Annotated in this window: 14 protein-coding genes; 5 read left to right on the top strand and 9 right to left on the bottom strand. The window is 66.1% G+C overall.

The genetic code is table 11. The features are described from left to right. Nucleotides 1-7: 7 nt before the first annotated feature. From ACQY4S_RS10290 to ACQY4S_RS10280, 3 genes are all read right to left on the bottom strand, one after another. On the bottom strand, nucleotides 8-640 hold the full coding sequence (locus tag ACQY4S_RS10290) for a hypothetical protein (RefSeq protein WP_428485108.1): 633 nt from the start codon (nucleotides 638-640) through the stop codon (nucleotides 8-10). 11 nt (nucleotides 641-651) lie between these two features. Beyond that, nucleotides 652-2019: an MFS transporter gene (locus ACQY4S_RS10285; RefSeq protein ID WP_428485107.1), complete on the bottom strand. Its 1368-nt coding sequence runs from the start codon at nucleotides 2017-2019 to the stop codon at nucleotides 652-654. Between the two features lie 65 nt (nucleotides 2020-2084). Beyond that, nucleotides 2085-3065: an extracellular catalytic domain type 1 short-chain-length polyhydroxyalkanoate depolymerase gene (locus ACQY4S_RS10280; RefSeq protein WP_428485106.1), complete on the bottom strand. Its 981-nt coding sequence runs from the start codon at nucleotides 3063-3065 to the stop codon at nucleotides 2085-2087. Nucleotides 3066-3215: 150 nt separating this feature from the next. On the opposite strand from ACQY4S_RS10280, the gene ACQY4S_RS10275 reads away from it, so the two are divergent. The 4 genes from ACQY4S_RS10275 to ACQY4S_RS10260 are packed head-to-tail and all read left to right on the top strand — an operon-like array spanning nucleotide 3216 to nucleotide 7609. Beyond that, nucleotides 3216-3638 carry a DUF1489 family protein gene (locus ACQY4S_RS10275; RefSeq protein ID WP_428485105.1) on the top strand — a complete coding sequence of 141 codons (423 nt, stop codon included), beginning with the start codon at nucleotides 3216-3218 and terminating at the stop codon, nucleotides 3636-3638. Between the two features lie 59 nt (nucleotides 3639-3697). Beyond that, nucleotides 3698-4963: a hydroxysqualene dehydroxylase HpnE gene (hpnE, locus tag ACQY4S_RS10270; RefSeq protein WP_428485104.1), complete on the top strand. Its 1266-nt coding sequence runs from the start codon at nucleotides 3698-3700 to the stop codon at nucleotides 4961-4963. A gap of 13 nt (nucleotides 4964-4976) precedes the next feature. Next, nucleotides 4977-6905, top strand: coding sequence for a squalene--hopene cyclase (shc, locus tag ACQY4S_RS10265; RefSeq protein ID WP_428486254.1), 1929 nt, complete (start codon nucleotides 4977-4979; stop codon nucleotides 6903-6905). Then, nucleotides 6902-7609, top strand: coding sequence for a hypothetical protein (locus ACQY4S_RS10260; protein WP_428486253.1), 708 nt, complete (start codon nucleotides 6902-6904; stop codon nucleotides 7607-7609). Before shc ends, ACQY4S_RS10260 begins: the two co-directional genes overlap by 4 nt. Here ACQY4S_RS10260 and ACQY4S_RS10255 read toward each other — a convergent pair. Genes ACQY4S_RS10255 through ACQY4S_RS10240 form a run of 4 tightly spaced genes read right to left on the bottom strand, consistent with a single transcriptional unit; the run spans nucleotide 7524 to nucleotide 11093 of the window. After that, entirely contained in the window at nucleotides 7524-8189 is a 666-nt protein-coding gene (locus tag ACQY4S_RS10255; protein WP_428485103.1) for a class I SAM-dependent methyltransferase, read from the bottom strand. The genes ACQY4S_RS10260 and ACQY4S_RS10255 overlap by 86 nt on opposite strands. Further along, nucleotides 8186-8923 (bottom strand): PIG-L deacetylase family protein, encoded by a 738-nt coding sequence (locus ACQY4S_RS10250; protein WP_428485102.1) that lies wholly within the window; start codon nucleotides 8921-8923, stop codon nucleotides 8186-8188. Before ACQY4S_RS10250 ends, ACQY4S_RS10255 begins: the two co-directional genes overlap by 4 nt. Beyond that, the gene (locus tag ACQY4S_RS10245; RefSeq protein WP_428485101.1) at nucleotides 8920-10002 is read right to left on the bottom strand and encodes an acyl-CoA dehydrogenase; all 1083 of its coding nucleotides are present in this window, start codon (nucleotides 10000-10002) and stop codon (nucleotides 8920-8922) included. Before ACQY4S_RS10245 ends, ACQY4S_RS10250 begins: the two co-directional genes overlap by 4 nt. Continuing rightward, entirely contained in the window at nucleotides 9999-11093 is a 1095-nt protein-coding gene (locus ACQY4S_RS10240; RefSeq protein WP_428485100.1) for a glycosyltransferase, read from the bottom strand. Before ACQY4S_RS10240 ends, ACQY4S_RS10245 begins: the two co-directional genes overlap by 4 nt. A 116-nt stretch (nucleotides 11094-11209) precedes the next feature. Here ACQY4S_RS10240 and ACQY4S_RS10235 point away from each other — a divergent pair, with 116 nt between their 5' ends. Beyond that, the gene (locus ACQY4S_RS10235) at nucleotides 11210-12220 is read left to right on the top strand and encodes an NAD(P)/FAD-dependent oxidoreductase (RefSeq protein ID WP_428485099.1); all 1011 of its coding nucleotides are present in this window, start codon (nucleotides 11210-11212) and stop codon (nucleotides 12218-12220) included. 6 nt (nucleotides 12221-12226) lie between these two features. On the opposite strand, the gene ACQY4S_RS10230 is transcribed toward ACQY4S_RS10235, so the two are convergent. After that, nucleotides 12227-13564, bottom strand: a complete 1338-nt coding sequence (locus ACQY4S_RS10230; RefSeq protein ID WP_428485098.1) for a glutamate--tRNA ligase — start codon at nucleotides 13562-13564, stop codon at nucleotides 12227-12229. After that, nucleotides 13561-13944 carry a hypothetical protein gene (locus ACQY4S_RS10225; protein WP_428485097.1) on the bottom strand — a complete coding sequence of 128 codons (384 nt, stop codon included), beginning with the start codon at nucleotides 13942-13944 and terminating at the stop codon, nucleotides 13561-13563. Before ACQY4S_RS10225 ends, ACQY4S_RS10230 begins: the two co-directional genes overlap by 4 nt. Between the last annotated feature and the right edge of the window lie 7 nt (nucleotides 13945-13951).

The raw sequence follows: 13951 nt of genomic DNA, 5'->3' as shown, positions 1-13951 counted from the left end.
ACATGTTTCACGCGCCTCGCTTGTAGCGACGCGTCAGGATCCGGAGATGGTCGCGGAAATGCGGCCGCAACCGTTCTGTCCATTGGGTCGAGGCCGCCTCCTTCCAGGCCTGGCCCATCGTCACCTCGGGCGATGTCAGGTGATACAACGCGAGATACCGGTGCGTTCCTTTCGTATCGATAAATCGCCGGGCGGACAGCACGCCCGGAACCGCGGCCAGCGCGGGAATATGCTCATGGTCGTACCACTCGTTGAACTCGGCGTCATGTTCGCGCGCCACGTTCATCGCGTTCACCAGCAGTCCACCCGCGCCGGACGGACTGTCCGCGTCGCCAGGCAGGGTCTGCTCGCCATCGAAGCGGATCAGCCGTGTGCACATCGCGGTAACCCGCTTCGACCAGACCGACAGGTTCTCGAACGCGATGGCGCGATAGGCTTGGCTGTCCAGCACTGCTGGGTTCTCCAGGTCATAGCTCGCGACCGCCTGTTGAGGATTGGCGACGCTGATCCAGCGCTCGCACAACCCGAAGCCTGGCACGCGCTGGCGTTCGGGGACATGTTCCAGGTCGTACCAATCATGAAACTCATCCGCATGCGCATTGGCGAAGTCAAAGCCGACCAGCAGAATTCCCTTTGCCATCTCTTTCTCCTTTAAAGCGCGATCTGATCCAGGTCCCGCCCGGCATGTTCCGGCGTGAACCACCAAACGCCCAGCGCCATGCATGCCATCGCCGCGGGGATCAGCAGGAACGCGGCGGCGAAGGACCCTGTCCGCTGCTGCAGTCCGACAGCCAAAAACGGCCAAAGCACGAAGCCGAACAGCCAGGCGATCGACCAGGAAAACCCGTTGCCGGCGCCGCGGATGCGCGTCGGATAGATCTCCGCCGTCAGGATCATGCTGGGTCCCCAGAAGCCCAGAAAGCCGATGCTCCACAACAGGCCAAAGATCCAAAGCTCCAGATTGGTTGTCGCGAACACCCACAGGGTGATGAACACCGCTCCTTCCGCCAGCATCACGAAGAATGCCGGGCGGCGGCCGAACCGATCGGAAATCCAGCCGGAGGCCAGCAGCCCGAGGAACCCGACAAGGCCCCACCAGATGTAGAACTGCCCATATGTGGACGTCGACCAGTGCCGCTCCTGCGCCAGGTACAGCGGCATCCAGCCGCCAACCGTGCCGTAGATGGTGGTGGAGCAGCAGGCGATGAATGTGGCCACCGCGGTGTTGCGGCGCATGTCGGGCAGGAACAACTGCCGCAGCGGGATGCGCTGGGCCTTTGCCACCCAGGCGCTGTCCTCGGCTGACAGGATTTGCCCACGTGACTGTCTTTGCGCGATACGGCGCTTGCGGTCCTGCAACCGCACCCAGTACGGCGACTCCGGACATTTTGCCCGCACATACACCGCGACAGCGGCCACCACCGCCGGCACCGCGAAGGCCAGGCGCCAGCCAAAGTCGGCAATGATCCAGGTGGCGATAACGCCCGCCAGGGCGGCGCCAAAGCACCAGGTCCCTCGGTTGATGCCGATCACCCGGCCACGCAGCCGCGCCGGCCAGGTTTCGGCGACCAGCATCGAGCCGAGCGACCATTCCCCGTTCAGGGAGAAGTTCACCACGCAGCGGATGGCGACGAACCAGGCCCAGGTCTGGCAGATCGCCAGCAGCGGCATCATCAGGGAAAACAGCGCGATGTTGATCGCCAGCAGGCCGCGCCGGCCGTAGCGATCGGCCAGCCAGGGCCAGGCGTACATCCCGGCAATCCCGACCAGCAGTGCGAGTTGCAGCCCGGACCGGTACTCCGGAACGCTCAGCCGAAACTCCTTGATGATCAGCGGCGAGGCCAACGCGAAAATGACCCCATCCATGCCATCGAAGCCCCAGCCCAACCCGTTCGCCACGGCGATATGCCAATGCGTGGGCGTCACCCGCGTCTGGTCCGACGCGGCGCGGAATGCGGCCGAGCGGCGATACTGTTCCTCAAGCGGGCCGATCTCGGCTTCTTCTAATGCGGCGCTCATGCTGGCGCTCCTTCCCCTGGAGCATCAGTAGGCACGCAGTCGGACGGTTCGTCCAGCCCGGCGCCTCAGTCGAGTTCGAAGAATCGCGCGATGGCCGCAGTGGCGTCCAGTGGCGCCTGCAGAACGAAACGCCCCGGCTGCACGATGCGGGTGCCAACGGGGTAGCCATGCGCCATCAGCGGCAGCCACCAGAGTTCCACCTGCTGCCCGGTCTGGTCGGACCAGGTCTGGTGCCTCACGCCATCGCGTACTTCATTCGTCATCATCGCCGCTGACACACCATGCAGGGCGCACCATTGCGTCGCCAGCAGGTTGGCATTGTCCGGTGCGACCGTATTGTCCGCCTGGCCCTGACAGATCGACAGCCGCGGCCAAGGTCCAGCGAAGCCGGCGGGCGCGGCTGAGCGGACCCGGGCCGCCCAGACATCCGCGCTCAGAGCCGGGCCGCCCGAGGCCATCCGCATGATCGCCTGCATGCCGGACTGTGCGGTCCCGACCGGCAGCCCGGCAACCGAGGCGCCAGCGGCAAACAAATCCGGATAGGCCGCCAGCAGCGCCACCGCCATCGCTCCGCCGGCTGACAGGCCGAGGATAAAGACGCGCCTCGGATTGCTGTCGAACAAGCTGATCGCCGCCTCTGTCATGCCGGCGATCGAGGCGGCCTCGCCCGCATCGCGTGCGGTATCGGACGCTTGGAACCACTGGAAGCAGCGCCCGGCGTTGTTCGCCTCCATCTGCTCCGGCAGGATCAACGGAAAGTGCAGCCGGTCGGCCAGCTCGATCCAGCCCGAATCCGCGGCGAAGCTGGCGGCATCCTGCCCACAGCCATGCAGCAGCACCACCAATGGCCGCCCGGCGACATCAGGCGGCAGATATGTCAGCATCTTCAGCCGGCCGGGGTTGTCGCCAAACCCGCTGTAGGTCACCATCCGGCCTGGCCCGGACGGCGGGCGCGGCTGCTCGGGTGGAGCGATCTGCGCCTTGGCAATCCGGCTGACCAGGCGAATGCCACGGCGCAAACCACGAAGATTGCGGGTCAATTTCATGCCGCCGCCGGCCTTTCAAATGTCTCCGCCAGAATATGCTGCGCTGCAACAATCAATCAACCTGCCAGGCGTTAGCAACCGGGTGATGCCGTTGCTGCTTTCTGCCTACACTGCCATGCCGAAATCACAGAAGGCCCGAGTCGCCGAACCATGCTGCATCTGACCAAGCTCGCCGTCGGCGTGCGCGACATCGACCATATCCGCGCCTTGCAGGCCGATCGCGCCCGGATCAACCCACCGTTGCGCCACCGTACCCGCGCCTTCCCCCGTCGCCGCGAAGACGTGCTGGACGGCGGCTCGATCTACTGGGTGATCGCGCGTAGCATGCTGGCTCGCCAGCGCATCCTCGACATTGTCGAGGACCAACGCGACGACCACACGCCGTGCGCGGCTCTGATCCTCGATCCGGATATCGTGCCGCTCGCTGGCCGCCCGACCCGGCCGTTTCAGGGATGGCGTTATCTTGATCCAGACGACGCGCCGCCGGATCTGCCGGATATCGGCGCGGCCATCGGTGCCGATGTCCTGCCTGCCGCCCTGCGCCGCGAACTTCAGGCGCTCTGTCTCATTTGACAGGCAGCTTTCCACGGTCTGTTGCGTATCGCTGACTGTAGGGGCACAACGCCGCGGTCATGAGCCAGACTCACGTCATAGGCGCCGGTATGGCGGGGCTTGCGGCCGCACTGTCCCTGACAACCGCGGGCCGAGCGGTGACGCTGCATGAGGCAGGCCCGGCCGCGGGTGGAAGGTGCCGGTCGTATTTCGACAAGGGACTCGATCTGCGGATCGACAACGGCAACCACCTGCTGCTGTCCGGTAATCGTTCGGCGCGTGCCTATATCGCTGAAATTGGCGCCACCGACCGCTTCCGCCACCCGGCCAGCGCGGTGTTTCCCTTCATTGATCTCAAAACCGGGCAGCGCTGGTGCGTGCGGCCAAATCGCGGACGCATTCCCTGGTGGATACTGGTCGAAAGCCGCCGGGTGCCGCAAACCCGCCTGGCCGATTATCTTGGCCTGGCACGGATCGCCGGTATCAGGGACGACACGGTGGTCGCCGATGCCATGCGGCCAGGATCGCTGTTCCGGCGTCTTGTGGAACCGCTCGCTATCGCGGCGCTCAACACCCGCTCACAGGCTGCTCTGGCGCGTCTGCTTGCCGAGGTGATGCGTGAGACGCTGATGCGCGGGGGCGACGCTTGCATTCCCTGGCTTCCGAAACAGGGGCTGTCGGACGCGCTGGTCGATCCCGCCATCACCACTCTGGCGGCACGCGGGGCCACGGTGCGCTTCAACAGCCGGATCGCGGCGATCACGATTGAAGGCGGTCGGATCACGGCGCTGCGAGGACCGGACGGCGTCATTGCACTCAAGCCATCCGATGCCGTCGTACTGGCGGTTCCGGCCTGGGTGGCCGCCGACCTGCTGCCCGGGCTGACCACACCAAACGCGTTCGAGGCTATCTTGAACATTCATTATCGCTTCGCCGCCGACCCGACGGAACCGCTGGTGTCGGCTGGTTTCATCGGTCTGACCTCCGGCATCGCCGAGTGGGTGTTCCCGAAGCATGACCACGTCTCGGTGACGATCAGCGCGGCGAACAGTATGGTCGATGATCCGGCCGGCGTGCTCGCCGCCCTGGTATGGCCGAATGTACGGGATGCCCTAGACCTGCCCGCCGACGGCAAGACCGAAATGCCGCCGTTTCGGGTGGTAAAGGAACGCCGCGCCACCTTCGCCGCCACCGCGGAGCAGGAGGCGCGGCGGCCGGCGGCACAGACCGCGCTGGCCGCCAACCTGGCTCTCGCGGGCGACTGGACCGATACCGGGTTGCCCGCCACGATCGAGGGCGCGATAAGGTCCGGTCGCAATGCTGCCAAGCTTCTCCTTTCATTCTGACGACAAGGACATGATGGCCCTCGACGCGATCTCCCTTGCGCCGGTCGTTGATGATGCCGCATTGCGGGACTCGGTCACCCGCGCGGCCGAGGCGCTGAAGCGGCACCAGAAGCCGGACGGTCACTTCGTCTTCGAGTTGGAGGCGGATGCCACCATTCCCGCCGAATATGTGCTGCTGGAACACTACCTCGACCGGATCGATCCGGTGCTGGAGCAACGCATCGGGGCCTATCTGCGCGCGATCCAGGGGGCGCATGGCGGCTGGCCGCTGTTCCACGATGGGGCGTTCAATATTTCTGCAAGCGTGAAGGCCTACTACGCCCTGAAGTCGATCGGCGACGACCCTGACGCGCCGCACATGCGACGCGCGCGGCAAGCGATCCTTGCGGCCGGCGGTGCGGAACGGACTAATGTGTTCACGCGCGCGCAGCTCGCGTTGTTCGGACAGGTGCCATGGCGGGCGGTGCCGGTGATGCCGATGGAGATCATGCATCTGCCGCTGTGGTTCCCGTTCCACCTGTCGAAAGTGTCCTACTGGTCGCGCACCGTCATCGTCCCGCTGCTGGTGCTGATGGCGCTGCGTCCCAAGGCGCGGAACCCGAAAGCAATCGAGATACCGGAGCTGTTCCACACACCGCCGCAACAGGTCCGAGACTATATCCGCGGGCCCTACCGTTCGGCCTGGGGACGCTTCTTCAAGGGCCTCGACAGCGTGCTGCGCCGCATCGAGCCGCTGTTTCCGAAGCGCCCACGGCAGCACGCCATCGACAAGGCTGTGGCCTTCGTCACCGAGCGCCTGAACGGGCAGGACGGACTGGGCGGGATTTATCCCGCCATCGCGAACAGCGTGATGATGTTTGATGCGCTGGGCTATGCGCCCGACCATCCCGATGCCGCCATCGCCTGGCAAGCGGTGCGCCGGCTGCTGGTGATCCAGCGGGATCAGGCCTACTGCCAGCCCTGCTTGTCTCCGGTCTGGGACACCAGCCTCGCCGGCCACGCCCTGGCCGAGGCTGATCTGCCGACCGATGATGCCTGCGATTGGCTAAGGCCCAGGCAGATCACCGATGTTGTCGGCGACTGGGCGGTGCGCCGGCCTAGACTGCGGCCCGGTGGCTGGGCGTTCCAATATGAAAATCCGCATTATCCGGACGTGGACGATACCGCCGTCGTCGGCATGCTGCTGCACCGGAACGGCGACCCCGCACATATCGACGCGATCGACCGCGCCCAGGAATGGGTGATCGGCATGCAGTCGTCTGACGGTGGCTGGGGCTCGTTCGAGCCGGAGAACACCCATCATTACCTGAATCATATTCCCTTCGCCGACCATGGTGCTCTGCTCGACCCTCCCACGGCGGATGTCAGTGGACGTTGCGTATCCTTCCTGGCACAGATCGGCATGCCGCCGGACGACCCGGTGATGGCCCGCGCATTGGCCTATCTGCGGCGGGAGCAGGAGGCCGACGGAAGCTGGTTCGGCCGCTGGGGCACGAACTACATTTACGGAACCTGGTCCGTCCTGTGCGCCTTGAACGCAGCCGAAATTCCACCTGACGATCCCGCGATACGGCGTGCGGTGGACTGGCTGGTGTCGGTCCAGCGTGACGATGGTGGCTGGGGTGAGGACGAGGAAAGCTACGCCGACGCGCCACATGGCCGTTACAAGGAAAGCACCCCGAGTCAGACTGCCTGGGCGGTGCTGGGCCTGATGGCGGCTGGTGCCGTGAATCATCCCGCGACAGCCCGTGGCATCTTCTGTCTGGCACGCACCCAGCACGCCGACGGCGAATGGACCGAGAAACCTTACACCGCCGTCGGTTTCCCGCGGGTGTTCTACCTGCGCTACCATGGCTACCGGCTGTATTTCCCGCTGTTGGCCCTGGCGCGCTACCGCAACCTGCTGCGCGGCAACACGCGCCGGGTCGAGGTCGGGTTCTGATCCTGGGCTTCGTCGTCGGCCTGGCAGCGGAGGCCCAGATCGCCAGGCGCTTCGGCTGTCCTGTCCTGGCCGGCGGCGGCACGCCCAACGGTGCGGCTGACGCGGCTCGACGGCTGATCGAGAATGGCGCGGATGCCCTGGTCAGCTTCGGCCTCGCGGGCGGGTTGGACCCCGCGCTGCGGCCGGGGACCATTATCGTTCCCGAAGCGGTTCTCTCCGACGACAGGATGTATAAGGCGGACCCTGATCTCGGCCGCCGGTTTGGTGGACTGACCAGGCATTGCCTTCTGGCCGGCACGTCAGTCGCCGCGGACGCAGCCGCCAAGCATCGGTTGCACATCTCGACGCGGGCGCAGGCGATCGATCTGGAAAGCGGCAGCGTTGCAAAGACGGCCGAGGCCCACGACCTGGCCTTCGTCGTGGTGCGTGCGATCTGCGACCCGGCGGGACGGAACTTGCCCCCAGCCGCCTTGATGGCTTTGGATCACCAGGGGGAAATTGGCCTGCCGCAGGTGCTGACGTCCCTGCTGCGACAGCCGCTCCAACTGCCCGCACTACTAAAACTTGCATCAGATGCCGCTCGCGCCCGTCGGGCTCTGGTCAGGTGCGCCGCCGGGTTCACGGCGCCGTCAGGAGATCGAGGCGGTAGCCAGGCTGGCGGTCTTGACGCCTCACGCTCAGGGTTCCCGCCGTCGCGGCGATAAAATGCTCCGCCGCCTGGTCACCGGAACAGGGATCGTCCGACTGGCCGAGCCAGTTGACCAGAAGCACCCTGGCACCGGGCAGCAGGCTGTGCTTGGCCCGGTCGGCACAGCGACGGATGTCATGCGGAGTCAGGAAGTAAAGCACCTCCGAAAACAGGATCAGATCGAAACGCTGATCGGGCCACTCATCTGGCATCCGCATGCGCTGGAACCTCACCCAAGGACGGTCGGCGCATCGCTTGACAGCGGCCTCCAACGCTTGGTCGACAATGTCGAGACCCAGCAGCGTGTCGCACAGTGGCGCCAACATGCGGGTCAGCACGCCGATCGAGCAACCAACTTCCAGGCCGGCGGTGAAACGGCGGCTCGACAGATCGGTCGTTTTCCCAGTGTCATGACCGGACAACCGGGCACGCGGGGCAGGATTGTCTGGGCCATCACGGGACAACAGGGCAGCCTCGAGCACTTCTATGGATCGCCGGTATTTGGCCTGCTCGTACGGGTCGGTCTGAAATCCCCAAGGGTCGGGATTGGATTCATAAAGCCGTGCGAAATGATCCGGTGTTCTGGAAGTGCTCATGACTGAAGGAACGTCTCGAATGAAGTTTCAAAGGCCGAAAGAAGCGCCGGCGGAAGCTGAAAGCCGGTCGGATCGTCGGTGATCAGTCCGCCATACTGCGAACGGTGCGCCTGAATGGCTTGCCGTTTCAACGGCAGGAACCTGGCGATGTCCAGTCGCCACCCGCTGCTTTCCGGCGCCGGAACGGCATGATCGTCGGGCAATGTCCAACCCCAGACCGGGAAGCCGACTGCACGGATTTCGCAGCGCTCGGCCACGGCCGCGGCGATCAGCGATGCGGCTTCGTGGTCGCAATGCGGATCATGCCGCCATGGCGCAAGGATGGCGCTGCAATGGTTCTCCCGCTTGACACAGGCGGACAGTGCGTTGACCGCCACGGTGAACGCCGGTCCCTGGTGCGGTGCTGCGGTATCTGGCTGGCCCAGGAACAGGATGCGATCGGGCGGCAGACCCAGATACGCGACCGCATCCCGAGCCTCCCTCTCACGCAGCGCGCGCAGCCGCGCGGGTGGAAAGGCATGGGACTGCGGATGCGACCCGGCGCCGTCGGTCAGGATTGCCACCAGGGGCGGGCGACCGGCCGCGCAGCAGGCGGCAATCAGGCCGCCGCAGCCAAGGCTTTCGTCGTCAGGATGCGGCGCCAGGATCAGGCATGTCCCGCCGCCGATGATGTCGCTCAATGGCGCAACCGGCAGCGCGCGCCAGGCCTGATGCAGGTCGCCGGCCGCAATCATGGCGTTGGGTTCTCGGTAAACCAGCGCGTGGCGTCAGTCAGCGTTTCATCCGGCGCCGGCTGACGCAAATAGGTCGAAAGGTCGCGGCAGAGAAGTTCGACCGGGTTGCCTTGCCGGAAGGCCGACAACCCCAGCGACCGCTGCACCAGCCGCATGGCATCCAGGCACGCGCTTTCCACCGCGATCCGCCCGAGCCCCACCGTGGCGACACGATGCCCGGCCGGTGCCGTCGGGTCCTCCGCGACGCGTCCGGCGTGCCGCACCCACATCCGGCTGGTTTCCCGCGCGATCATCGCCTGACCAAGACGCGCCTGGACATGCGGGCTGGTCAGCCGGCCGGACGCGCGAAGCTGCTCGGTCGCAAGATCCAGCAGCGCGATCAGCCCGCCCAGTGCCACAGCCGATCCGCGCCAGGCGCCGGCGGAGAAATCCGGCTCTCGCAGGTAATCGCCTGCCTGACCCAGGACGCTGTCCACCGCGGTCTCGCAACCGGAGAAATCCACCGCGCCGGTCACCGCTGCCCGCATGCCTTGCAGCGGCGATGGCAGGCCCGTCACCGTCTCGCCGCTGCCCAGCCGCAGGATCAGCATCCGCGTGCCTCCGTCCTCATCCTGGGCGGTCACCAGCGTACGGGTCGCATATCCGGCGGCGGAGCAGAATTGCTTCGCGCCTGTCAGCCGGATGGTGCCGCCGGAGCGCCGCATCCAAAGTCCCCCTGTCGGCGGATCAGTCACCCACAGCGCGAACAGATGCCCAGCCTGAACGTCGGTAGTTGCCGTCTGCCACTGCGCCGGCGTTCCATAGCGCCCGATCAGGTGCAGCGTGTTGAGATGTGCCTCCAGGACCCGGCCGACGGACAGGTTGCCGCGCCCGGTCAGTGTCAGCACCGCCGCCAACTGGTCGGCCAACATGTCATCGCGTGAGGACAACCGCACCGGCAGCGCCAGCGAAAGCGCGCCGGCCTGCCGCAGTTCGGCGATATCCTCCGCCGGAAACATCGCATCCCGGTCCAGCATCCCGGCTCGGCCCTGCATCCGGGGAACCAGGGCGCCGACCTGATCCGCCAGCGCTGGCATCATTCCGCCGCCATGGTCTCGGGCGCCTGCAGCCGGGACAGCAGGCTGTTCGCCGCCTCGATCTCGGCCGGCAGATCGGTGAACCGTACCCGGGTTCGCGCCAAGCGCGGGCTGCGGGATTCGATCTCCGCCCAGGCCGCGCCGAAAAATGGCCTGGATAATAGTTTGCCCAGCAGGGCCGGTTCAATCGCCAGATCCTCCGCCAGAAAACGGTCCGGCCGGCGACTTGCCCAGGCGGAGCGCGTCCGGCCGCGCAGGGCCACGCGGCGTATCACGCTTTCCGCCGGCTCGATCTGATCATCTGCCAGTTCATCCTGCCGCACCAGCCGCCGCTGGAGCGTCGCCGCCATGCCGCCCTCGGCGCGTCCCAGAACACGGCCGGAAACCACCACCTCGATCGCGGGATCATGCCGGATGCGGGCGTCGATGCGCCGGAGCGCGTCGACGAACGCCCGGTCTTCCCCGCAGGAAGTCGGCGGAATCCCGCCGACCTTGTCGAAGACGGCGACCCAAACCGCCAGACTGGCACCCGACGCCTCGGCGTGGCGCCGCGGCGGGTCGTATGGATCGGGATCAATCTGGCACGCCAGGTCGTCCAGCACCTGAATGAGGTGACGTTCCCTGTCGTGGTCCGCATTCAGCCGCGCCGGGATCAGCGCCGCTTCGACCGGATCGACCGCTGCCTTGCCGCAGACCAGATCGGCACCACGCAGCAGCCAATTCAGATTGCGGCCTATCCAGTCCGAAGGCACCACGGTGTCGGCATCGGTCGTGAGCAAGATCCCATCCCGTCCGGCCTCGCGGGCGGCGAGCGCCATGGCCATGCGCCGAGCCTGCCCAGCATTGGCCCGATCGGGTGGTAAGGTAATGGGGATGATATGCAAAGTATACCGGAGCTCTGGCGACAGCGCGCGAGCAACGAAGTCTGTTTCATCCGTACAGTTGTTCAGCAATAACACCACCGCATCCGGCGGGTATATCTGATGGTTCAGCGCCGTCAGGCATGGCCCGATCCGATCCGCCTCATTCTTGGCCGGCACCGCGACGACCGTCTTTGGATAAGGCCGCCTGAGCGCCGCGTCTAAGCTGTTCACGAATCAACCTGAAAGTTGCCAATCCGATAGGTGGGCAGCCGGTTATCGCTTACGACCCGATGTCACGCGGGTGTTAGGTCCTTGTCCTGACAAAAAAGCGACTTATACGCCATGCCATGACACGTCCTATCGAAACTGACGTCGCGATCATAGGTGCCGGCCCGGTGGGGTTGTTCGCCGTTTTCGAGCTGGGCATGCTGCGATTGTCCAGCGTGCTGATCGACGCACTGGCCGAAATCGGCGGCCAATGCACCGCGCTGTATCCGGAAAAGCCGATCTACGACATCCCCGCGCATCCGGCGATCGAGGCCGGCACCCTGATCACCCGCCTGGAACAGCAGATCGCCCCGTTCGCCATCCCCCGCCTGCTCGGCCGCCAGGTCAACGGCCTGAGCGGGCAGTCCGGCGCCTTCCTCCTGACCACCGACCAAGACGATGCGGTGCGCGCCAAGGCGGTGATCATCGCCGCCGGCGCCGGTGCGTTCGGTCCAAACCGCCCGCCGCTGCAGGGCTTGCCGGCGTTCGAGGCCAGCGGCGCAGTGCGATACTACGTCCGCCAGCGGGAAGACCTGCGCGGCAGGCGGGTGGTTATCGCTGGCGGCGGCGACTCGGCGGTGGACTGGGCGCTGGCGCTGAAGGACATCGCCCAGGTCGCCGTGGTGCATCGCCGCCCGAAATTCCGCGCCGCGCCGGAAACCGCCGCGCGACTCGACGAAGCCGCACAGCGTGGCGAGATCGAGCTGGTGATCCCTTACCAGCTTCATGCGCTGCATGGGACGGATGGCCTGCTGTCAGCGGTCGAGGTCGCTACGATGGAGGGTGCCACGCGGCAGCTTCCGGCCGACGTGCTGCTGCCGTTCTTTGGCCTGTCGATGGATCTGGGGCCGATCGCCGCCTGGGGGTTGGAACGGCACATGCACCACGTGACCGTCGATCCATCCACCGGCCAGACCAGCCTGCCGGGCGTCTTCGCGATCGGCGACGTGTCGACCTATCCCGGCAAGCTGAAATTGATTCTCCAGGGCTTCAGCGAGGCGGCGGTCGCGGCACATGCGATCTTCCCGATCGTGCATCCGGACCAGGCGCTGCACTTCGAGTACTCCACCAGCAAGGGCGTGCCGGGGTAGCGCGCTTCATGCCACGGCGATGTGCAACCGGCTCGCCGCCCGCGACCGCCCGATCAACGGCAGCAGGTCGGCCAGATCCGGCCCGGTGTCTTCTCCTGTCAAGGCCAGGCGCAGCGGCGGCAGCAGGTCCTCTCCGACGCGTCCGGTGGCCTGTTCCAGCGCCGCGATCCAGCGCGTCCAGACCGAGCCATCCCATGGTTCGGGCGGCAGCACCGCTTCGGCGGTGGCCAGAAGCCCATACTCGTTTTCCACCACCGGCGGAACAATGGTACCGCCGACGACATCCCACCAGCCGCGGACTTCCTTCAGCAGGTCCAGGCTGCCGCGCACCGCCAGCCAGAACGCTTCGGTGGCGCCGCCCGGCAAGCGGTCGGCGACGGCGGCGAAACCCATGCGTCGCAGCACGCCGCGGTTGATCGCGAGCAGCCGGGTCGGATCGAAACCGCATCCGGCGAATGCCTTAAGGTCGAAGCGCGCAGCCAGATCGTTCAGCGCCGGCGGCTCCGCCTGATCAGCCTCGCAATTCGCCAGGCACGCCGCGATAGCGATCGGCTCGACGCCGTCGTTTCGCAGTCCGCGCAACGACAGGCTGCCGATGCGCCGTCCCGCCACGCCGGCAGGCGCTGGTTCGGCCGCATCGGCCAGCGGCGGCAGATGCGCGAACCGGATCATGGCGGGGGCACCGGTCAAGGTCTCGAACAATTCGATCTGGATCGCCGTGTGGCCAGCATTGCCCTCGCCGCGGATGATGTGCGTCGTGCTGAATGCGATGTCGTCGACCACGCTGGCCAGGATCGGCATGGGCCTGCCATCGGCGCGCACCAGCACCGGATCGGAAACCGAGGTCAGCGCGGTCCGGCGGTCCCCCGCGATCATGTCACGCCATTCGATGACCCGACCGGACAGCCGCAGACGCCAGTGCGGGCGTTTGCCGCCGGCTTCCGCGGCGTCCCGCTGGCGCGCGGTCAGCGACAACATCTCTCGGTCGTAGACCGTGGACTGATTGCGCTTGCGGCGGAATTCCCGCTTCGCCCGAAGTTCCGCCTCGCTTTCGAAACAAGGATACATCAGGCCGCGCTGCTTCAGGCGGGATATTGCCTCCAAATACAGTTCCAGCCGTTCGGACTGTTGGGCGCAGTCGTCCCACTCGATGCCAAACCAGCGCAGGTCCTGCATCATCTGCATGACGTGGGCCGGGCTGGAGCGTTCCTGGTCCAGATCGTCAAGGCGCAGCAAAAGCCGGCCATCGCCGCGGCGAGCGAACAGGTGGTTCGCCAACGCGACCCTGGCGCCGCTGACGAACAACGGCCCGACCGGGCTGGCGGCGAAGCGGACGCGGATCACTCGTCGCCCTCCTCGGCGTCGAGACCGGTGTCCGGATCGTCACGACGCGGATCAAGAGAACGCCAGTCGCGCTCCTCCTGGCTCGCACGCCGATCCACGAAGTCACCGAGTTCCGTAGCGCTTTTCCAGCCGCCCTCGGCGGCGTCGAGCACGACCGCATCTTCGCCAAAGGCGAACCAAGCCTCCAGCACGTCCTTGGTGGACATGCCGGCGACGCGGCAATGCTCGATGGAATCGCGGACGTATCGCCGCGCGAATTCGTTGGCGTGCATCAGGGTGTCGAAACCGCCGATTTCCTCGGTGATATTGTCCTGCGCGCCGCCAGACAGGTCCATGATGCGAACCCGCCAGCCGCCATCCGGAGCGAACAGGTCGCTCATGTAAGAC

The organism is Rhodopila sp., assembly GCF_965276935.1.
GTDB lineage: Bacteria > Pseudomonadota > Alphaproteobacteria > Acetobacterales > Acetobacteraceae > Rhodopila.
The sequence above is the reverse complement of the archived record's forward strand: the minus strand, read 5'-3'. Positions and strand labels throughout refer to the sequence as shown.

Excerpts from the sequence above, each read along its gene's own strand:
- ACQY4S_RS10290 (WP_428485108.1), bottom strand. The coding sequence starts at position 640 with ATGGCAAAGGGAATTCTGCTGGTCGGCTTTGACTTCGCCAATGCGCAT.
- ACQY4S_RS10285 (WP_428485107.1), bottom strand. The coding sequence starts at position 2,019 with ATGAGCGCCGCATTAGAAGAAGCCGAGATCGGCCCGCTTGAGGAACAG.
- ACQY4S_RS10280 (WP_428485106.1), bottom strand. The coding sequence starts at position 3,065 with ATGAAATTGACCCGCAATCTTCGTGGTTTGCGCCGTGGCATTCGCCTG.
- ACQY4S_RS10275 (WP_428485105.1), top strand. The coding sequence starts at position 3,216 with ATGCTGCATCTGACCAAGCTCGCCGTCGGCGTGCGCGACATCGACCAT.
- hpnE (WP_428485104.1), top strand. The coding sequence starts at position 3,698 with ATGAGCCAGACTCACGTCATAGGCGCCGGTATGGCGGGGCTTGCGGCC.
- shc (WP_428486254.1), top strand. The coding sequence starts at position 4,977 with ATGGCCCTCGACGCGATCTCCCTTGCGCCGGTCGTTGATGATGCCGCA.
- ACQY4S_RS10255 (WP_428485103.1), bottom strand. The coding sequence starts at position 8,189 with ATGAGCACTTCCAGAACACCGGATCATTTCGCACGGCTTTATGAATCC.
- ACQY4S_RS10250 (WP_428485102.1), bottom strand. The coding sequence starts at position 8,923 with ATGATTGCGGCCGGCGACCTGCATCAGGCCTGGCGCGCGCTGCCGGTT.
- ACQY4S_RS10245 (WP_428485101.1), bottom strand. The coding sequence starts at position 10,002 with ATGATGCCAGCGCTGGCGGATCAGGTCGGCGCCCTGGTTCCCCGGATG.
- ACQY4S_RS10235 (WP_428485099.1), top strand. The coding sequence starts at position 11,210 with ATGACACGTCCTATCGAAACTGACGTCGCGATCATAGGTGCCGGCCCG.
- ACQY4S_RS10225 (WP_428485097.1), bottom strand. The coding sequence starts at position 13,944 with ATGAGCGACCTGTTCGCTCCGGATGGCGGCTGGCGGGTTCGCATCATG.